The organism is uncultured Dokdonia sp. (assembly GCF_947492535.1).
GTDB lineage: Bacteria > Bacteroidota > Bacteroidia > Flavobacteriales > Flavobacteriaceae > Dokdonia.
In genome coordinates, this window is record NZ_CANLNH010000002.1 from 242,703 (window position 1) to 264,300 (window position 21,598).

The window sequence follows — 21,598 nt, forward strand, 5'->3', positions numbered from 1 at the left end:
TTAAAGCACAAAAATAGGGAAGTATTTACAGTCTTTTGTCTCTATAGAGCTTATAATTGCATGAGTTGCTCTAAAAACGCATCTAAAATTTGATTTTTAGCAAAGTTTGATACTACATACTGTCTTGCTTTTGTACCCATTTCTTTAGCTATCTCAGGATTATTTATAAGTGTTTCTAACTGGCTTATTACAGTATCTACCTCTTTTTCAGAGCTATAAAAACCTCCTTGAGCATCTGTCATTGCAGTAGCAACTTCAGATTGTGCATGTCCTGTAATAATAGAAGGTTTTGCACTTGCCATCATTCCTAATATTTTAGATGGCATCACAGTGTCTACTACTTCAGGCTTTTGAAAGAGTATATGGGTATCTGCACTACATAATAAATCTGATAATTCTTCATATGCAACGGGAGGATATAGTGTAATCTCAGGGTATCCTGCTATTGCTTCTTCAAGCCATATGCGTTTTGAACCATCTCCTACAATCACAATTTCAAAGCGTTCAAAATCGATTGCTTCGACAAATTTCATAAAAAAGTCCCAGTCTTGTTTGTCTCCTATGTTTCCAGAATATAAAATTTTAAATTTTGAGGATGTTAAATAGGAGTGCGCTTTCGCGAAAGCGGGATCAATTTGCTTTTCATCTATCCAGTTAGGTAAGAAATACGTAGGAGCCGTTGTTTTTTTCTCCAGTTTTTTAATCATTGTATGACTAATCGTACTAGCGATATCGGCTTTTGAAAAGAGCGATTTTTCAATCCACATCAATAAACGATACACGATACCTCCTTTTTGCTCACCACTTTTAGTAAGTCCAGATTGAAAGGCTGCATCAAATTCAAAATCTTGTATATGAATCCAAGATTTAGCATTAAAACGTCTTTTTTGAATATAGCCTAAAAGCGTAGCGCTCGTAAAAGGAACGATAGAAATAACAATATCACATTCCTTTATTTTCCAAAGATTCCTAAAAGAACCCCATGTAAAGGAAAGAATATGAATGATTCGTTTTAGAAATGTAGGGTTTGCAGGTACATATTGCTTATATCTATATACATGTATAGATCCTAATTCTTCTTTTAGGTATGACTTTTTATTTTGATACTCCTTAGCAATTTTCCATTGTGGGTAGTAGGGAAATGCGGTAATTACATCCAATTGAATATCATGATCTTCTAGATACTGTGTAAGCTGCGTTGAATATAGGCCAATTGCAGTACTTTCAGGATAGAAATTGAGTCCAATAAATGTGATATGGGTGCGTTTTTTCAAGGAAATTTTGTTAATGTTACAAAGAAAAGATTTTTACACAGATTTATATATCTTTAATGAGGATTTATTGTGTTATCTATTTTTATTATGAACAAATTATTTGTATTCATCTGTTTAGTTATAAGTACATCTGGAATTACGCAAGAATGTTTTGGACCTAGTGTTGTATTTTCATTAGTTGAAAATACCGTATTATCCACATATCATGATGGATATAGATATATTGTAATTAATAACGAAGACAATGTATTAACTTTAGAAAAATTGTCTACTACAGAAGAAAATCTTCCCCATACCTCTTCTGAGTTTATTACTGAAGTTCCTTTTAATAATCCTATAAGTATGACTTTTTCTGGAGATGATTTGTACATTATCAATCTAGACACAGATACATACAAATTATATAAAATAGATTTTAATACGACATCTCCTACAGTTTCTTTAGTTTTAGATACAATAGGAAACTATACAGGTATCTTTTCTAGAATGAGGATGCGTTCCAATGGCTCAAAATTATATTTTTCTCATTACACTACGAGTGAAAATGGTTATCCTGGAAATTTATATACTTTTGATACAGAAAATCCTGACGCAGGGGTTTCTTTGTTATTTGAGTTTACAGATAACGTCTTAGGTTTAAATTTAATTTTCAGTCCTATTATATTAAATGACACATATTATTTTACAGATATTGTTGAAGGGAAGATTTATCAAGTTGACTTAAATGCACCTAACCCAGAACCCGTTCTTTTTAATTCTAATCCAGGACATTATGGGTATTATTTAGGGGGCACTGGGGATTTCCTTTACACAACTAATGGTACACACCCAAATGCAACTCTTAGTATTTTTAATATTTCGTCTCCCATTGCAGAACGAATATATAGTGATGTGTACTGTAATGACACCGTCTCTTCTTTTTTCATTTTTGAAGATTATTTTTATTATGGTTCTTGGAGAAGACCTCTTGAAGATTTTGTGATAGATACTATTCAAGAAAATAATACATCTGGTGAATTCAACATATTTCCAAACCCTTCATCAGAGATCTTATTTATACAAAATCTCGAGACGCCTAGTAGTTTTGAATTAATTGATCTTACTGGCAAAATTGTATTATCGGGCTTTATTGATACTAATGAAATTACGATTAGTAGTTTACCTACAGGTATGTATTTTTTAAAATTAGGGAATCAAAAAAAGTATCTTAGAATCTTCAAAAGATAAATGAATTATATTGAGGTAAGGTCTCTTGAGGATTCTATAGATTCTTTATAGATTTTTTCTAGCGTTTGTAGATTCTTTTGAGCTGTAAATTTTTCTTCAAAAGTCGTTCTCGCATTTTTTCTTAGTGATTTTTGGTTTTGATTTTCTTCAAATGATCTGATTACTTCAGAGAGCGAAGTAGCATTTCCTAACTCATATTTATTTCCATTATAGTTTTCTGTTATGAGCTGTCCAGAATTCCCAAACTCAGGTCCAATGACTGGAGTTCCAAAAGAAAAAGATTCAATGACTACCAGACCTAACCCTTCATACATTTTTGAAGCAAAAACAGTTGCTTTAGCATTTAGATATAAGTCTTTAAGTTGTTGCTGATTCTGAAAGCCTAAATAGACTATGTTTTTATGTGTTTTACTGTATGCTATCACCTCATCCTGTAAGGGACCCGTACCAGCTATTTTTAGGAGTTTTCCAGATGCTATAAATGATTCTAAAACCGTAAGAATTCCTTTTTCTTCAGAAATTCTTCCTACATATAAAAAATAATTTTGCTTTTCATAGCTATACCCTTTGTCTTCAAGAAAGTTAGGCTTCACGCTCATTTGTTCAGGTTTGAAAGATATATGAGATCTAGAAAACACGCCTTTTGAAAACTCTGACAAAAAAATAACCTTATTTATTTTTGATTGCCATGTTTTCATAAATGTATGTAGGCTATTACTAATTGTAGGAAATAGTGAAATCACCTTTGAATTCTGATAACAGCCATATTTTATACCATCAAGTGGTATCTTTTTTGACACACAGTTCTCACAAGTTTTGTTATTTCTGTATAAAAGTCCGTTTATACATAATAGCCTAAAATTATGTAATGTTAATACTACGGGTATATTTAATTGTTTAGTAGCATAGAAAACCGATGGGGAAAGTATTGGTAAAAAATTGTGTACATGAACTACATCAGGAGTTTCTTTTTTTAAAAAAGAAATTACTTTTTTTTTATATTTCAAACTATAAGAAAGATGTATAGATGTATGTATTTTTTCTTTCGTTGATATGATATCATTATTAGACACAAAGTACTGTACGACTTCATGCCCTGCATCTTGTAATAGGTTTTTTTCTCTTTCTACTACAATATCTTCTCCGCCTATGTCTTTATATCTATTGTGTATTTGGGCTATTTTCATTTTCTAATAATCCGTTGTTAAACAATGCGAAAAAATTAATAAAGAAAGAAAAGAAAATAACTCCAGATTCTCTTTCAAGTATGTTTTCAGTAAACATTACTATACAATAAAAAATAAGTAAAAGAATAAGTAATTGATTATCATATCTTATGGCATATATCAAATTGACACCTATCATTAATAGAAAGACAATAAGTAATGGTATTCCTCCTATTAATAATAGACTGAAAAATTGATTATGGGAATTATATTTTCTAATAGCCAAAATAGCTTCTCCATCACTTTTATATTGCTTTATAAGAGTATCATTATAGTCTCCTATTCCATAACCAATTACTGGAGATTTTTTTATTAAGTCCTGCGCTATATCATAAATAGTATATCTAATATTAGTAGACGTAATTGGTCCTGTTTGGATATTTTCTATTTTCAATAGTTCTACAAATCGTTCTCTTGTTTTTGGGATAGCTACTGTTACACCTACTAGGCATAAGACCACTATTATATGTGTCTTAGTATGTTTTTTATTTCTCTGAAACATGAGAAATAGTGAGAACACTAATAATAATGCAATTATAGGTCCTTTCTTAGCATATAAAAGGATAAAACTCAACAATACTATATCGATGCTTAAAAGAAGTAATATTGCTTTTTTGGACACTAACGTACTCAAGATTTTGAACGAGAAAAGTATTGCTATGGCACAATGCATAGATAGATAGATAGGATGGATATTAAATTTTCCCATATCAACCCTCACAATAGTTTCAAAGTGTTCAATAATACCCGGAAAATCATAATTAGGGTTTGAAAAATAAAACCAAAGAAAAGAGATACAGTTAAATAAAAGAACCGTTATAATATAAATCCATAAATAATATTTATACTTTTTTCTCACTTGAATAATTTCCTCTTTTTGAAAAAGGGAAAATAAGATAGGAAACACCCCTAAAGAGAGCATCGTAGATAATTTTTTTATTCCATAGTCAAAATTAGTCGTATAAAATAATGTAATGACTATCAACAAATAAACACTACTATTTAATAGTAAGAAAGATTTTCTAATTGAAAAACCATTTTTTATTTTGACCACCAAAATTGTAAGAGCAGATAAAAATATAACTACTGCTTTTAGATTTGATGGTACAATAACCAAAGCAAATAGAATGCATAGCGTAGTATGTAATGCTCTAAACTCAAATAAGCCTTTAATCCTTTCCATGTTTTTGGTGTATTAAAATTTGCTTTATAATGTATTCTATGAACTTTGGAATGATAATAACCCCAGCGAGTGTCCCTACATAATAGGAAAGACCATTTGCAAAATCTCCGCGCAATAAAAAGATCATATGCAATGCAAAATAAAAACTCATTATTTTTTTTAAATAATCATCGCTTTTAAACCATGACATGAGTTTTATAATAACATATGCTAAGGCAAAAGCGCCTATAAAAACACCTATAATTCCAAAATTTATATAACCTTCTGAAACAAGTGGATTAGAAAGATTACTAAAAGTAAACCCATGACTTTCTATAAGATGTTCCCCTACTACAGCTCCCGTAGAATACGGTTTATTTTCCCATATACTCCTGGGCACAAAAAACAGCAATGCACTCAATAGTTGATATCCCATAGAATATCCATAAGTAGACACATAATCCACACTTGCTGTAATATTTATAAATGCATCATAATTTAATGTATTAAACGCATTTGTTATACCGCCGCCCTTCATTTCTTCTATTAATATTCCAGGGTTTTTTATAATGGCATTAAATGTTGCATCACTATGGGTTACAATGGCAAATACAGGAAAACCTATAATCATTGTAAAAAACAAAAAAAACAATGTTTTTACATTTGTATTCAACAATTTAGGAATCACTAAAAACATTAAACATATATATATAGGACCCAGTGCATTACGCTTTTCCGTTAATGGATTTTTAAACCATAATAATAAGAATAAGAATGCGATTAGAAAGAAAAATATTGCCACGCTATTTATAGCTTTCCTTTTTCTCTTTTTAAAATATTGAACACATAATAAAATTCCACCAAAAGGAACTAAAAAAAGTACTTTCTTATAAATAAGTAATGACATTTTGGAATAGCGAGATGTTATCCAATTGGGTCTATTTATTTCATCTTGAACAAAACTATAACTTATAAAAAACACGAGTACACATACTATAAATGTGCAAATAATAGTTAACGGGAGAATATTTAAGTTTTTCTCTTGAATCGAAGGGATCTTTCTAATGGGTTTATATTTCTTAAGTAAAAGATAACTTAGAAAAAAAAGAATATTAAAAATACCTATTAAAACGTTTGTGAATATAATTTCGCTTTCTCTGTAGGGATAATTTGTCATAAAAACCCTATCTATACCTGTAAAAGAGTTGATTTGAACGATAGGAGCTACTTGGAAAAAAAGAAATGAAAAAACAATAAAAGAAGAGATGTATGGCGAATACTCTTTTTCTTCAAACACATGAAAAACAGTTATAAAAAAAAGAATCAAAGCATTTATAAAAAAAGAGATCCAAACTGGAAAAACAGCATTAAATGTTGCGAAGAGTACAGTTGTAATCAACACATAAACAATCAATAATAAAGTTTTAAGCGCCATAGACTGTTACTAAATTTATAAATGTAGCTGCCATTGTTTCTATAGAATAATTTTCTCTACAATGAGCGGCTATTTCTGATCTCTTATCGATCCAATAGGATGGATTATTATATATTTCTTTTATGCTTTCGCCAAAATGTAAATCATCGTCTGTAGTATAAAAAAGAGCATTCTGCCCATCAATTGCAGCTTCAATTTCTGGAGAGTGGGGTTCATTTTTTGATATTAACATAGGTACTCCAAAACCAAAACTCTGTGTAATTGATAAGCCTACATAGCCTGGGGAAACACTAAAAATACTACTTTCATATAAAGACTTTAAAGTATCATAATCATTAATATGTCCTTTCTGTAAAACTCTTTTTTCTATTCCATGCTCTTTAATATAGTTAGAAATACGTATGCTCTCTTCTCCTTCTCCAACTAAGAGAAGGCATACATTTTCTGGAATAATATCTAAACATTTTTTAAATGACTCAACAAGAAAAAAAGGTTTTTTATTTTTAGACAACCTTCCTACATAAATAAGGTTTGTTGCAGGGTTTTTAGTTTTTTGAGCATACATGTCTTTTTGATAAATTAAGGCATTAGGAGCTGCATAAACTGTCTTTTTGGGCATGTAAGAAGATAGTTCCTTTTGTTGTTGTTTTGTGTATACAACAATAGATGACGCAAGTCTTCTCATGTAGTTTCTTAAAATATCTGTTTTACTATTTTTACCTTTTCTTGGCCATGCATGTCCCCACAGTACTGTTTTTTTATTACTAATCCTTCTTACAAAAAGAAATATCCAATTAGAAATAATACGAGGATTCATTTCTAGTACAATAACAACATCTTTAAATAAGAGATGCCATATTCCTGTTTGGAATAAAAACTTTCTATTTAAGAAAAAATGATTTTTAATGTCAATACCTTCAATTCTTGAATCTGTTACTATAGATTTTTCAAAATACCTAGAACCTCTATAAAGCTTAAAATTTTCATTCAATGTAGCTCTCAACATTTTAAAAAAACCTGTTCTATAATCAGGGGTCGTTGTTTGAATAATAATTAACTGTTTCATACATTAATTTTATTAAACAAATATTTAGCTACTATAAGAATAAAAAGCTCTGAACATACAGCAACAATTGCAATGCCAGTTATACCATAATAATACCCTATAATTAATGCCATACATAAATTAAATAACCCTCCCGCAACAAGGGCATACATTCTTTTATTATAATACTTTGCTGCTGGATAGTATAAAGATACAAGTAACATATTAAGTGCAGAAAACAGTGCAATTAAAGCAAGGATTTGAAATATATAACTATAATTATCTATTTTAGGATCATCATAAATAAAATGTAATAACGGTTTAGCTATACATACGATCGTAATCGTAATTATAAGCCCTATGAGTCCTATAGGAAGTGTCATTTTTTTAATAAAACTCCTCATTTCTTTAGGCCCTTTAGTAGCAAGCCAAGGAAATATAGCTTGATATAGAGGAACAAAAACATTTTTCAAAGCCAAAACAAGTTTCTCCATACTTGAATAAATTCCTGCAATTGCATCTCCTCCTAACATTCCTAGTATAAATGTATTTCCTGATGTGTAAAGACTTGTTGCAAAATTTGAAACAAACAGACTTGAAGTATCCTTTGTTAAACTCTTTATTTGATTGTAATCAGGCTTTTTAAAGTTAACAAATTTTAAACTATAAATAAGCCCTATAATTCCTGATATAATAAATCCTCCCCCATTAAATAATGGTACCAATTCATAATCAGAGGGGTTTAAAATAAAGAGAAAAACAGCTATTGTAAAAAGAATCTTAGCGAGTACATTAATAAATGTAATTACTTTCATTTTTTCAATTCCTTGAAAAAACCAAGTAGGAAATATGGCTTGTCCTAAAACCATTCCAAAACTTAATATATAAACGAATGCTTCTGCCTTAAATCTACTTATCGTAGTTATTAATACCACTACAACAAGAAAAGTAATAAGTAGTAATATAGATTTTATATAAAATACATTCCAATACAGTTGAGATAACTTCTCCTTATCGTTGCGTAATAAAGACACTTCTCTTGTCGCACTTATATTAAATCCAAAATCTACAATAATAGTTAGAAAAACACCTATAGCTTGCGCAATCATAACAAGTCCAAAACGTTCTGTACCTATGGTTCTAATTAAATAAGGAAGGGTTAGTAAGGGTAAAATTATATTAGCTCCTTGAATTAAAAGTAGTGCAATATAGTTACCTGCTACTGTGCGACTTTTTTCATTATTCAAGAGAGATTTTAGCATATCTGGTATAAATTACTTTTTTAGATACCAAGCATATAACTTTTCTACTCCTTCTTGTAATTGAATTTTATGTTTCCATCCCAAGGTATGTAATTTAGAAACATCTGTTAGTTTACGTAATGTACCGTCTGGTTTTGATGTATTAAATGTAAGTTTTCCTGAAAACCCTACTGTTTTTTGAATAGTTTGGGCCAATTCTTTAATAGAAATATCCTCTCCTGTACCGATATTAATATGCGTATTTCTAATAGCTCCTGCAGGCTTTACGTCTTCAAAATTTATATGTTCCATAATAAAGACACACGCATTCGCCATATCTTTACTCCATAGAAATTCCCTGCGTGGAGCTCCTGTTCCCCATATTTCTACAGAAGAGCTAGATACTCCATATTTTTGTAGGATTTCTTCCGCTTTCGCGAAAGCGGAAACACCTAAATCCTGCATCACCTCTTCTTCTTTCCCTTCAGAAAGTAATTTTGCCAAATGCATCTTACGAATTAATGCAGGTAATACATGAGATTTTTCTAAATCAAAATTGTCATTATAGCCATATAAATTTGTAGGCATCACCGAAAGGAAATTGGTCCCGTATTGCAAATTATAGCTTTCACACATTTTAATTCCCGCAATTTTTGCAATGGCATACGGTTCATTTGTGTATTCTAAAACTCCTGTAAGAAGACTATCTTCTGTCATGGGCTGTGGAGCTTCTTTTGGGTAAATACACGTACTCCCTAAGAAAAGTAATTTCTTGACATTGGTCTTATAGCTTTGATGAATCACATTGTTTTGAATCATCAGATTAGTGTGTATAAAATCTGCTCTATAGGTATTATTCGCTATAATTCCACCAACTTTTGCTGCTGCTAGAAACACATATTCAGGTTGTTCTGTATTAAAAAAGGTTTCAACCTCAAGCGTATTTGTTAAGTCTAATTCTTTATGCGTTTTATAGATAAGGTTTGTATATCCTTTCCCTTCTAAATCTTGTTTTATTGCACTACCTACTAAGCCACGATGGCCTGCAATATATATTTTTGCATCTTTCTTCATACACTATTCAAAGTAGTTTAAGGTTGTATATCCTCCTTCTTTAAGATAGCTGTCTCTTTTCATAAGGTTAATGTCACTCTTCATCATATCGTTTACAAGATCTTGTAACTCATATTCAGGTTTCCACCCTAGTTTTTTATACGCTTTTGTAGCATCTCCTATTAATAAGTCTACTTCTGTAGGTCTAAAATACTTCTCGTCCACAGCAACGACTTCTTGTCCTATTTTTACTTTGTAATCAGCGTTTTCTGAGGCAACAACAATCCCTTTCTCATTAATTCCTTCTCCTTTAAACTCAAGTGTCACTCCAATATGCTTAAAAGCCATTCTTATAAAGTCTCTTACCGTTGTTGTAATTCCTGTAGCAATGACCCAATCTTCAGCTTGATCTGCTTGAAGAATCATCCACATCATTTTTACATAATCTTTTGCATGTCCCCAATCTCGTTTTGCATCAAGATTCCCTAAGTACATTTTCTCTTGAAGTCCTAATCCTATTCGGGAAGTTGCTCGTGTAATTTTACGAGTCACAAAGGTCTCTCCACGTATGGGAGATTCATGATTAAAAAGAATACCATTACATGCAAAAATATCATAGGCTTCACGATAATTTACCGTAGCCCAATAAGCATACATTTTTGCTACTGCATATGGACTTCTGGGATAAAAAGGTGTGTTTTCTGTTTGAGGAACTTCTTGAACTTTTCCATAAAGTTCTGAAGTAGATGCCTGATATATTTTTGTTTTTTTCTCTAACCCTAATGCTCTAATGGATTCTAATAATCGCAATGCGCCTAGCCCATCTACATTTGCTGTATATTCTGGCATTTCAAAAGAAACTTGAACATGACTCATCGCTCCTAAATTATAGATCTCATCTGGCTGTACTTTTTGGATAATGTGTAGTAAGTTAGAACTATCCGTTAGATCTCCATAATGTAAAAAGAAGTTCTGATGATCAACATGTGGATCTTGATATAAATGGTCTATGCGATCTGTATTAAACAAAGAAGATCTTCTTTTTATTCCGTGAACTATATATCCTTTTTTAAGAAGAAACTCACTTAAATATGCGCCATCCTGTCCAGTAACTCCTGTTATTAATGCTGTTTTGGTCATGTGTTATTTTTTGACAAAAAATGTCATTAATTAATCTAATAAATTTTGAGCCTCTACTATCTTTCTCAAAGAAATATACGTATATCTAATACCTGCTAATATTAAAAAGAAAAACACAAAAAGTATAGGATATATAATCTCTTTTCTATCTTTTAATGATTCTTTTAATGAAACTTGTATGTCACTCATAACAATAATGGCTGAAGAGGATGTGACAAGCTCATCTTTAAGTTCTTGTATTTCTTTAAGAACTGTATTTTTAAACACTAAAACCCCATTAACATTTAAATTATTCTGATTATTAAAAAAAGAAAGGTCTTTGCTTTTAATTTCTTGAGAAACATCACTACTGGAAGCATAAATTTTCATCATACTATCAGCTTGCTGTAATACTATTTCATTTTTAGCAATATGATCTTCAATATTTTGAACAAACTCTTTTGATATTTTTTGAATGTAGGGTTGGTTATTTATAAATGTTATAATTTTATCGATGTCTTTCTTAGCGCTCTCACCAGATAGTGTAACTGTAATCTTGTGGAATTCATAATTTGAATAAAACCGATCACTAGCAAATAATTCTGTGTCTTCATTAACATCTAGTTCTTTAATCACAGTACTTAGCGCTCTATCTGAAATCTTTACTTCTCCTCCTATTAGGGCAACGACATCAATAATTGGACTAATTTTTACTCCTTTTATTGTAAGGTTATTAATATCTAATCCTACAGATTTTATAAACTCTTCATCTTTTTCAGAAAGATTATCATCAAACTGTTTAATAGCATTGTAAACATACGATTGGCTCTTATAATTGGTTTTAATAATTATATCAGATGTATACTTAGGTTCTCCTTTGGTGAAATATCCTAGCGTGGCTCCTAGTATGATGAGTAATAAAATAACCCACCAAGACTTAAATATAAAATCTAGAGCTTTAAAGCACAATGCTAAAAATTTATAGAATATACGCTGAAAAAGCGTAAAAATATCTGTGAGGTCCATTTCTTGATCAGCGTCAGATGCTGGTTGTGATGCACTCATTTATTTTTTGGTTTTTGGTTGTTATAATTTGTAAATATGATACAGTATTTTTTCTGTAATTAAATAGGTAGGTTTTACCCCTGTTGTGCCTAATCCTCCAGAAGCTAATGTACTTCCCGTTTCTAGGGGATTATCTGATGCATAATAGGCATACAGCACCTCAACATCTTCCTGTATATTCCCTCTTAGTTTAGATGCCGCCTGAATGGCTTTTTGATAATGAGCTCCTTCCATTTCAAGTCCTATTACATTCCAAGTACTATCGTGAAAAAACTTTAAAATATCCCTATTTTGTAATGAAGTCCCCAGTACAGTAACCATTGCTCCTTCAAAAACCTTAAGCCCGTTGCCTTCTAAATCTTCCTTCTTAAGTGCGTTTTTAAATGGATAATTATCTGCTGTTCCTTCAAAAAGATGCGCAGAAGGAATCATAATATCCCCTTTACCTCCTTCTAAAATTCCAGCTTTACCCATTATAGATACTGATCGTACGTCCAAATAGGTTGTGTTATCATCTTCTTTAAAGGGTTTTAACAACTCTTCCATGGTTTCATACGCTTGTTCTCCAAAGGCATAATCCATTACTAAGATGACAGGATTGTCGTTTGGTTGCGTCGCCTGGTCACAAAATTCGTTTTCTTCAATAGCCAGTTTACACATATCAAATATTTGCACATTGATATTTGTTCCGCTATCATCAGCCACGTAAATCATTCCGTTTTGTATCGCAACTTTTTCGACCTTGCTTCTTAGTTTCCCGCTTTTTGCATCACTCAAAAGTTCGTAAATGTCTAGTTTAGATCCTTTTTTAAGTTCATTTTTTAATGCAACTGGTGCGTATATCGTATTCATAACACTATGCATATTTGCACTTATGATATGAATAGGTCTGTGTATAAGGTCGTTTTCTTTAAGTGTCTTTTTAATGTTTTGAGCCCATATTTCTCCGTGTATATGGTGTCCTAAACGCTCTCTTAGTACAGGGCTAAAGGTAACTGTACGTTTTTCATCTTGTGTCATTTCTGCAATGGCAAGTTTCCCTAACCAATAGATAATCTCAAGAAAACGTCTTGTATTATTTTTTGTATTAAATAAAGGAGCTACTTCATTTACTTCTTCAAACGTTCTTCCTAAAATATTTGCTGTATGGGTAATAGCAACTTCTCGTTCTTTTTGAGTGAACTCATCATCAGAGAGTACGGCTTTCTCTAGTTTTTCCCAATCTCTTGTAAGATCTCCTCTATCATTTATCAACACACGATTCATGATTTTGTGAGATTCTATAAATAGGAATGTGAGATGGGTAAGAATATCATAAATCTCAGAGCGTCCTCTTGTGACTTCAATATTCATTTGCTCCTCATCAATTCGGTAGCAATTACGCCTACGTTTACGAGGGATAATAGGTTCAAAAAGACTGTTTTTATAGCCTTCATCACTTGTTAAATTGATAAATCTACATTCTTCAATTCTTTCTGGAAGTCTATCTATTACATACAACAATCCGTCTAGCTCTACTTTTTCTTCTGCGATAGAGCCATAAATTTCGGGACGTAAAATTAATAATGCTTCTCTTAGTGTTTCTCCAGAAACTCCCATGGGTTTGTAGAAACCACGGTTAAAAAGATGGCGCATGGTTATATACATGCGTTCGATGGCGCTGCTACTCTCTTGTGCTCGTGTACGCCTTTGTTTTTTTAATATACTCATATTAAAGTTCAAAGATACTTAAATAATCGGTAATCTATCTGCGATTTTACGATCATTAGAAAGTCTTGGGATTTTATTTTGCCCTCCTAGTTTTCCTATAGATTTCATATAGTCATTAAATCCTCCTGCTTTCACTTTTGAAATTTTCAGCGGTTGCAGTACTTTCCCAACAATGAGATCATAATAATATGAGTTCTGAGATTGTAAAGAATCGTCTATTGCTTTCGCGAAAGCGGACACATCTCCATCTTCATTTTCAAACTCTATAAACCATTCATGGTATGGTAAGCCTTCTTCTGGTGTTATTTGTGGTGCTACTGTAAATTCATTGATGCGAATAGTAGTTCCTTCAATGGCCTCTTGCAATGCTTGCTCTACTTCTTTACCAATCACATGCTCTCCAAATGCCGAAATAAAATGCTTAATTCGTCCAGAAACAATAATTCGATAAGGGGTTACAGAAGTAAATATAACTGTGTCTCCTATGTTATATGCCCATAAACCTGCTGTAGTAGAAATAATGATTACATAGTTTACACCTACCTCTACATCTTTTAGTGTAATTCTTTCTGGGTTTTCTTCAAAAAAAGAGTCTGCTTTTATAAATTCATAAAAAATACCGTTATCTAACTGCAACAGCATTCCTTTTTCTCCTTGGGTATCTTGAAAAGCAAAAAAGCCTTCACTGGCCGGGTATAGTTCTATGCTATCTACACGACGTCCTATCAGGTTTTCAAATTTTGCGCGATAAGGCTCATAATTTACACCTCCGTATATAAAGAGGTTAAAGTTTTTGAAAAGCGCTCCTACGGGCTTGTTTGACCTCTCTATAAGCTTCTCAAAATACATTTGCACCCACGAAGGAATACCACTTATAATGGTCATGTCTTTATCTATTGTTTCTTCTACAATAGCATCTACTTTTGTCTCCCAATCATCAATACAATTAGTCTCCCAACTTGGGAGTCTGTTTTTTTGAAGATAATTAGGAACATAATGTGCTACAATTCCTGAGAGTCTTCCTAATTTGATTCCGTTTTTTTCTTCTACTTCAGGACTTCCTTGTAAAAAAATCATCTTCCCATCTACAAAGCTGGTATTTCCTGTCTCAGCGATATAGCATAAAATAGCATTTCGTGCCGTATCAGGATGTGTGCGCATGCTATCTTTAGTAAGTGGAATATATTTTGCACCTGAAGTTGTACCCGATGTTTTTGCAAAGTATAAAGGTTTTCCAGGCCATACGACATTTGCTTCTCCTGCTACTACACGATCTATATAAGAACGTAATGCTTCATAATCTCTCACAGGAACTTCTCGCACAAAGTCCTCATGCGAATGGATCTTATCAAAATGATGATCATTCCCAAAATCTGTATACTGTGCTGCGTCTATCAAATTTTTGAAGACTTTTTCTTGCGTCGCTATGGGATCGGAAGCCCAAGCATCTATTTTACGTTTTATACGCTTTGCAAATATTTTTGCTGCAAATGATTTAAGAGACATCTTATTTAAAATCTATATAATTTGTTGGATTTATTGGATATCCATTATTCCATAACTCAAAATGCAAATGTGGGCCCGTTGTTAATTCTCCCGTGTTTCCAACAATAGCGATAACTTCTCCTGCTTTTACAAGATCCCCTTGCTCTTTTGAAAGAGAAGCATTATGCTTATATGCCGTAATTAAATTGTTTTGGTGCTCTATGATAATCACATGTCCCGTATCGGCCGTCCAAGAGGCAAAAATAACAGTCCCATCTCCTGCTGCTTTCACAGGCTCATCTTTTTCTGTTACCACATCTACGGCATAGTGTTTTGAAGCACTATCATATGTTGCACTAATATGTCCTTTTACAGGAGGAAACAAGGCAAAATCTGCTGGTCTAGTCGCTGTTTCAAAAAGATTATACTTGTCTTGTGCTTCTACCGTTGCTCTAAGTAATGAATCTTCTTTAGATGGTTGGATGGTAATGTCATCATTGTCGGGATCAATAACGCCTTCTATAGAATCTTTATCAAACTCAATAGTTTTTAAATCTCCTGTTAATACTTTGCGTATGGATGCATATTGCTGCTCATTAATCGCAATGACTGTTTTTAAAGAGTCCGTTTGTATTAACAATTCTTCAGCTTGTGATTTTAGTTTTTTACTAGAGTACCCAGGAATGTATTCTCGTATGGGGGTAAATGCAATAAGCAATGTTGTAAGAATAATGAGTACAACTGCAGAAATACCTACCAAAATAAATACGTTAAGCCTTGTTAACTTGAAAGATATACGTTCTTCAAACGTATCTTCATTTAAGATAACAAGCCTGTACTTATGCAGGAGTTTTTTTGCAATCGCTTTTTTTTCGCCTTTTTTACGTGACATATGCTTGCAAATATACTATCTAAAGTCTTAAAAAATCACCTATACTACTCCCTCATCATATTTCTTTAGTATCTTTGCAGTTCTAAAATTAAAGACATGAATTTTTTAGGAATATTTTTAGGTATGATTGGACCTTGGCAAATAGGTCTTATTGTTTTGGTAGTTTTATTACTTTTTGGAGGTAAAAAGATACCTGAAATGATGCGTGGTCTTGGTGGCGGTATTAAAGAATTTAAGAAAGCATCCAAAGATGAAGATGGAGACTCTAAATTAGAAGAGAAAAATTAATTTTTACTACAGCATATTAAAAAAGCCCAATGTATTGATACATTGGGCTTTTTTAATATCTTTTTACAGAACCTGTTACTTATCTAAAAACCGAGTAGATCTTAAGATAGCTTCTAGCTCAAACATTGTATCTCGCTGATCTAATGAAGGTGAAAATACAAACCCTTCTACAACCACATATCTATTATTCTTTTCATCACGTATCGCATAATTTATAAAAGGACCTACCATCAATCTTCCATCTCTTACTTCCCATGTTCCTTTCATTTCCCAAGCAAAACGACCGTCTATCTCTGTTTCAAATAATTGAGGTGAAAAAGAAGGTTCTGTTACAAATCGACCTTGATTTAAATCGATGTTAGCTCCAGAAATAGAATCTCTCATACGTACAATACGTGCTACAGAAAATGTGTCTTTATCTATTACATTAAGTGGCACTTCATATACCGTGATATTCATGTTTCCGCTTCTCTTTAAATCTTTACGCATCCAAAAGAAATTCTTTTCTTGTTTGGTGTATTGATAAATCGTTGGGAAGCGCATGCTTATTCCAAACGTAGCTTTTAGTGAATCTGTTTTCTTTAAAGAACTTCGAATACGTCCTTGTGTGTTTTCAAGTTCTCTTGCTTTAAAAGCTGCAATTATTTTGTCCTTGTTAGTTTTAAAGACTTCAATAATAGCATCCTCATCTTCTCCAGAAATCATTACAGCGGTTTGTCTCCTTGCCGTAACATCTTCTTCTATAGAAAAATGTGATGGTTCTCCCAGTTTTGTAGAAAGAAAAATTCTACTTTTTGATACAAATCCCGTAAACTTATCTGGTGTAACTTGATCTAATGTAAAAAGAGGTTCATCTCTTGGTAATCCATCTACAGTAGCAGCTAATATAGTGCGCATCGTATCTCCTACACGACCTTGCCATAGCTCTTTATCTATGACCATTTTTAAGTTATTTGTATTTCCTACAGACCCCTCTAATGATCGTTTTTTTGACGTTTCCTCACAAGAAATAAAAACGCCTAAAAAGAGAATGGCTACGAGTAATTTTTTCATGATATCATACGTTTTTTAATGTCTCTATTTTGAAACAATAAGTTTCATTCCTGGTTTTACCCTATCACCGCTAATATCGTTCCAAACTTTAATATTACTCACACTAACACCTGGAAATTTATTAGCAATCTTCCACAAAGAGTCTCCTTGTTTTACTGTATATACTTTTTTTCCATTAGCAACTACAGTTTTTGTAGTACTAGACGTACTTGAAGAAGTAACCGGTTTACGAGGGTAGATGGTTAAGCGTTGTCCAACCTTTAAACTATTAGACCGAAGGTTATTCCATTTTTTTAATTGGCTTACTCTAACACCATATTTATTAGCTATTTTACCTAAATAGTCGCCACTTCTCACTCGGTAGCGAATTTGAGAACTCGCCGTTGTAAATTTTGGTAATGGTTGTTCTCTTTTATCTATTTCCGCTTTCGCGAAAGCGTATATTTCTTCCTCATTCTGAACAAACGGACCTATCTTTTCTATAGGAAGTCTTACATAATATTTTTCATTCTCTATCTTAGGAATAATATCAAGTTTATAAGAAGGGTTTAAAAACTGAATTACTTCTAAAGGTTCACCCGTAATTTTAGCAACCTGCTCTAAAGTAATTAATTCTTTTACGTGAACGGTATCGGTTTCAAAATAATTTACAGGCGCTTTTTTAGGCTGATATCCATGCTCGTCTGCATATTCAAAAAGATACATGGTGGCTAAGAAAGCAGGTACATATCCTGCTGTTTCACGTGGAAGATTATTACGAATATTCCAATAGTTTTGATAGCCTCCACTACGACGAATGGCTTTCGAAACATTTCCTGGACCCGAATTATACGATGCTAAAGCAAGATCCCAATCTCCAAAAAGCTCATAGAGTTTTGATAAATATTGACACGCAGCTTCTGTTGCCATAATAGGATCCATACGCTCATCTACATATGAATTCACATCAAGATCATACATTTTTCCTGTACTAAACATAAATTGCCACAAACCTGTTGCGCCCACTCTAGACTTAGCACGTGGTCGTAAGGCAGACTCTACAATAGCAAGGTATTTCATCTCTAATGGGATATCATACTTATCTAAGGTCTCTTCAAACATCGGGAAGTAAAACTGACTGACTTCCATCAATCGCTCCATACTTGGTTTATGACGCTTTAAATATCTTTTTATGACATTTTCTAAAGAGGGCGTATAGCCTACATTAAAAGGCGTTCGCTCGTTAATACGTGCTAATCGTTTTTTTAAGGTATCTGTAGGTAAATCTAGATATACTTCTTCTTTGTATTCTAATCCTTGTACCATATTGGTAATAGAATCATACAAATCCATTCGAGCTAATTCATGACGCCATAAAGAATCCAGACGTGCTGCAAAAGGCTCATCTTTCAGTTTAAATACTATAGAATCTCTTGAGAGGGTTTTAAGCTCTACTTTATTTATTTCTTTTACAAAAGAAGTGGTGGTAATAGAATCTATAATGGTGATAGTATCTCTTTCTAGACCCACACGTTCCTTATTATTTTTCTTAAAAGACTCATAGGGTATGGTGTCTTGCGCTTTCGCGAAAGCGGAAACCAACAAACATCCAACAAGACTGTATATATGAAGTAATCTCATAGTTTTTACAACGAGGGTATTACAAAATTCGTATGAATTGTGCGTCCTTCAAATATAGGTGTTTATTCATAAGTGATCTCAACATACGACTGTAAAGACTGAAAAAAGCTACCAAAAATAGGTAGCTTTTTATTCCTTTATATGCAGGTTTGTCATTATTTACTCTAAAATAGCAGCAATACCAGGTAATGTCTTTCCTTCTAGCATTTCCAGCATCGCTCCTCCTCCAGTAGACACATAACTTACTTTCGAATCAAAGCCAAATTGCTTTACAGCAGCCACACTATCACCGCCTCCTACAAGAGAAAACGCTCCGTTTTTAGTAGCTTGCGCGATACTATTTCCAAGTGCAATTGTTGCGCCTGCAAAAGGGGTCATTTCAAAGACACCTAAAGGTCCATTCCATAAAATAGTTTTTGCCCTTTGAGCAACAGCATCAAATACCGTTTGAGATGCAGGTCCTGCGTCAAGTCCTTGCCATCCTTCTGGAATGTTATCAATAGCTACCACCTTTGTGTTTGCCGTTTCAGAAAAATCATCGGCAGCAAGAACATCTACAGGAAGGTGTATCAATACATTTTTCTCTTCAGCCGCTTTTAAAATAGCTAATGCAAGTTCCATTTTATCATCCTCACAAATAGAGTTTCCTACATTTCCGCCTTGAGCTTTAATAAAAGTATACGCCATACCTCCACCTATAATCATCTCATCTACCTTATCTAAGATATTTTCGATTACGGTAATTTTTGAAGATACTTTAGCACCTCCTAAAATGGCAAGTACTGGTTTTTCGCTATTGTTTAGTACTCGATCTAAGCTTTCTATTTCTTTAGAAAGCAATTTTCCAAAACATTTATTTTCTGGGAAAAATTGCGCAATAATCGTTGTAGATGCATGAGCTCTATGAGCAGTACCAAAGGCATCATTTACATAAATATCTCCTAGTTTTGATAACGCTTTCGCGAAAGCTTCATCTCCCTGCTTTTCCTCATTATGATATCTGAGGTTCTCAAGTAATAAAATCTGCCCCATTTCAAGGTTTTGAGCAGCTTGGGTAGCTTCATCACCAACACAATTAGCTACGTAAATAACTTCAACACCTATGATTTCGGACACTTTACGGCAGATATGCTTCATAGAAAACTCATCTTCCTGTGCTTTAGGTCTTCCTAAGTGTGACATTAAAATAGCGGCTCCTCCATCTTCTAAAATCTTTAAAATGGTTGGTTTTGCTGCTTCAATTCTTGTCGTATCAGTTACTTGAAGTTCATCATCTAAAGGCACATTAAAGTCTACACGTATTAATGCTTTTTTATTTTCAAAATTGAAGTGGTCTACTGTCTTCATTATTCTTTAATTTTACTCGATAACCGAGATTTAAAAGCTCCGAGGTTTGCCTCGAAATCAAATGGTTTTTTACTTAAACTACCTCATGGGCTTACCTCAAGGTAGTTTCCTAGCAAATATAGTAGTTAGAGCGTTTATATACGTCACATTTCTTTTATATTTGACATACTATGCTTTTCGAAAACGTTATCGGTCAAGATTTTATTAAAAGTCACCTTACCACAAGTGTGGATGCAGGTCGTATTGCTCATGCACAGCTCTTTGTGGGAACATCAGGTTCAGGTACTTTACCTATGGCCATCGCTTATGCGCAATACATTTTATGTTCAAATACAAATGGGGAAAATATAGGAGGTAATGCTTCTTGTAATATTAAGTTTGAGCAACTCGCTCATCCCGATTTACATTTTGCATATCCAGTAGCTACAAATGGTTCTGTAAAAAGTCATCCCGTATCAAGTCACTTTGCGACTGAATGGCGATCTTTTGTACAAGAAAATCCTTATGGGGATCTTTTTGAATGGCATAAGCATATCGATATAGAAAAAAAGCAAGGTCAAATAGGTGTAGATGAGGCTATAGATATTAATAAATCACTGGCATTAAAAGCCTATGAAGGAGGGTATAAAGTGATGATTATTTGGATGGCAGAAAAAATGAACACTGCTGCAGCTAATAAGCTTTTAAAGCTTATAGAAGAACCTCCATCTAAGACCCTATTTATTCTTATCACAGAAAATGAAGATAAAATTATCGATACGATTAAGTCTCGCTGTCAAGTATTACATTTTCCTGCTATAAGTGAAGCACATCTTGCAAATGCGCTTGTATCAAGACAACAATCTGATCCCAAAGAGGCGCAAAAAATAGCACATCAAGCACAAGGAGATTACAATAAAGCATTACACATAATACACCAGGATGGAGATGATGTACAATTTGAAAAATGGTTTATCACATGGGTACGTACTGCTTTTATGGCTAAAGGAAAAAAAGAGTCTGTTATTGAGTTACTAAACTGGAGTGAAACTATTGCAAAAACGGGTCGAGAAACACAGAAAAATTTCCTCAATTATTGTGTGCAATTTTTTCGTCAGGCGATGCTTTTAAATTATAAAACAGAGCCCCTTGTATACTTAGAACCAAAGACAGGTTTTGACCTTCGTAAATTTGCTCCTTTTGTGCATGGAAATAACATTATGGACATCATTTCTGAGCTACAAGACGCCTCATATCACATAGAACGCAATGGGAATGCTCGTATTATTTTATCAGACCTTTCTATAAAACTAACACGATTATTACATCGTAAACAATGATCTAATCAATTAGTTATATTATTTTTAGGATACCCTA

At 32.8% G+C, this 21,598-nt stretch carries 18 protein-coding genes; 3 read left to right on the plus strand and 15 right to left on the minus strand.

The features are described from left to right. Nucleotides 1-50: 50 nt before the first annotated feature. A complete protein-coding gene (locus Q1A60_RS04050; RefSeq protein ID WP_299761750.1) occupies nt 51-1,274 on the minus strand; it encodes a WcaI family glycosyltransferase in 1,224 nt (407 codons plus the stop codon). An 87-nt stretch (nt 1,275-1,361) separates the two neighbouring features. Here Q1A60_RS04050 and Q1A60_RS04055 point away from each other — a divergent pair, with 87 nt between their 5' ends. Beyond that, on the plus strand, nt 1,362-2,501 hold the full coding sequence (locus Q1A60_RS04055) for a T9SS type A sorting domain-containing protein (protein ID WP_299761753.1): 1,140 nt from the start codon (nt 1,362-1,364) through the stop codon (nt 2,499-2,501). Between the two features lie 5 nt (nt 2,502-2,506). On the opposite strand, the gene Q1A60_RS04060 is transcribed toward Q1A60_RS04055, so the two are convergent. The 11 genes from Q1A60_RS04060 to Q1A60_RS04110 form a co-directional block, all read right to left on the minus strand. After that, complete coding sequence (locus Q1A60_RS04060) at nt 2,507-3,688, minus strand: glycosyltransferase family 4 protein (protein ID WP_299761756.1); 1,182 nt, start codon at nt 3,686-3,688, stop codon at nt 2,507-2,509. Continuing rightward, nucleotides 3,663-4,910: an O-antigen ligase family protein gene (locus Q1A60_RS04065; protein ID WP_299761759.1), complete on the minus strand. Its 1,248-nt coding sequence runs from the start codon at nt 4,908-4,910 to the stop codon at nt 3,663-3,665. Before Q1A60_RS04065 ends, Q1A60_RS04060 begins: the two co-directional genes overlap by 26 nt. Then, the gene (wzy, locus tag Q1A60_RS04070; protein WP_300007255.1) at nt 4,897-5,691 is read right to left on the minus strand and encodes an O-antigen polysaccharide polymerase Wzy; all 795 of its coding nucleotides are present in this window, start codon (nt 5,689-5,691) and stop codon (nt 4,897-4,899) included. The genes Q1A60_RS04065 and wzy overlap by 14 nt, the downstream gene beginning before the upstream one ends. Nucleotides 5,692-6,313: 622 nt before the next feature. Further along, the gene (locus tag Q1A60_RS04075) at nt 6,314-7,390 is read right to left on the minus strand and encodes a glycosyltransferase (RefSeq protein ID WP_299761765.1); all 1,077 of its coding nucleotides are present in this window, start codon (nt 7,388-7,390) and stop codon (nt 6,314-6,316) included. Continuing rightward, nucleotides 7,387-8,631 carry an oligosaccharide flippase family protein gene (locus Q1A60_RS04080; protein WP_299761768.1) on the minus strand — a complete coding sequence of 415 codons (1,245 nt, stop codon included), beginning with the start codon at nt 8,629-8,631 and terminating at the stop codon, nt 7,387-7,389. Before Q1A60_RS04080 ends, Q1A60_RS04075 begins: the two co-directional genes overlap by 4 nt. A 12-nt stretch (nt 8,632-8,643) precedes the next feature. Next, a complete protein-coding gene (locus tag Q1A60_RS04085) occupies nt 8,644-9,684 on the minus strand; it encodes a GDP-L-fucose synthase (RefSeq protein WP_299761771.1) in 1,041 nt (346 codons plus the stop codon). A gap of 3 nt (nt 9,685-9,687) precedes the next feature. Further along, nucleotides 9,688-10,803 carry a GDP-mannose 4,6-dehydratase gene (gene gmd / locus Q1A60_RS04090; protein ID WP_299761774.1) on the minus strand — a complete coding sequence of 372 codons (1,116 nt, stop codon included), beginning with the start codon at nt 10,801-10,803 and terminating at the stop codon, nt 9,688-9,690. 30 nt (nt 10,804-10,833) lie between these two features. Continuing rightward, entirely contained in the window at nt 10,834-11,847 is a 1,014-nt protein-coding gene (locus tag Q1A60_RS04095) for a hypothetical protein (protein ID WP_299761777.1), read from the minus strand. 21 nt (nt 11,848-11,868) lie between these two features. Next, a complete protein-coding gene (locus Q1A60_RS04100; RefSeq protein WP_299761780.1) occupies nt 11,869-13,557 on the minus strand; it encodes a hypothetical protein in 1,689 nt (562 codons plus the stop codon). A gap of 18 nt (nt 13,558-13,575) precedes the next feature. After that, nucleotides 13,576-15,063 (minus strand): GH3 auxin-responsive promoter family protein, encoded by a 1,488-nt coding sequence (locus Q1A60_RS04105; protein ID WP_299761783.1) that lies wholly within the window; start codon nt 15,061-15,063, stop codon nt 13,576-13,578. Nucleotide 15,064: 1 nt separating this feature from the next. After that, nucleotides 15,065-15,934 carry a M23 family metallopeptidase gene (locus Q1A60_RS04110; RefSeq protein WP_299761786.1) on the minus strand — a complete coding sequence of 290 codons (870 nt, stop codon included), beginning with the start codon at nt 15,932-15,934 and terminating at the stop codon, nt 15,065-15,067. A gap of 96 nt (nt 15,935-16,030) precedes the next feature. Here Q1A60_RS04110 and tatA point away from each other — a divergent pair, with 96 nt between their 5' ends. Then, entirely contained in the window at nt 16,031-16,222 is a 192-nt protein-coding gene (tatA, locus tag Q1A60_RS04115; protein ID WP_299761789.1) for a twin-arginine translocase TatA/TatE family subunit, read from the plus strand. A 75-nt stretch (nt 16,223-16,297) separates the two neighbouring features. Here the strand turns inward: tatA and Q1A60_RS04120 are convergent, their stop codons facing one another. From Q1A60_RS04120 to Q1A60_RS04130, 3 genes are all read right to left on the minus strand, one after another. Beyond that, entirely contained in the window at nt 16,298-17,275 is a 978-nt protein-coding gene (locus Q1A60_RS04120; protein WP_299761792.1) for a DUF4837 family protein, read from the minus strand. Between the two features lie 24 nt (nt 17,276-17,299). Further along, nucleotides 17,300-18,895, minus strand: coding sequence for a lytic transglycosylase domain-containing protein (locus Q1A60_RS04125; RefSeq protein WP_299761795.1), 1,596 nt, complete (start codon nt 18,893-18,895; stop codon nt 17,300-17,302). Nucleotides 18,896-19,054: 159 nt separating this feature from the next. After that, entirely contained in the window at nt 19,055-20,242 is a 1,188-nt protein-coding gene (locus Q1A60_RS04130; protein ID WP_299761798.1) for a phosphoglycerate kinase, read from the minus strand. A 170-nt stretch (nt 20,243-20,412) separates the two neighbouring features. Between Q1A60_RS04130 and Q1A60_RS04135 the strand changes: the two genes are divergently transcribed. Continuing rightward, complete coding sequence (locus tag Q1A60_RS04135; protein ID WP_299761801.1) at nt 20,413-21,561, plus strand: DNA polymerase III subunit; 1,149 nt, start codon at nt 20,413-20,415, stop codon at nt 21,559-21,561. Nucleotides 21,562-21,598: the final 37 nt, after the last annotated feature.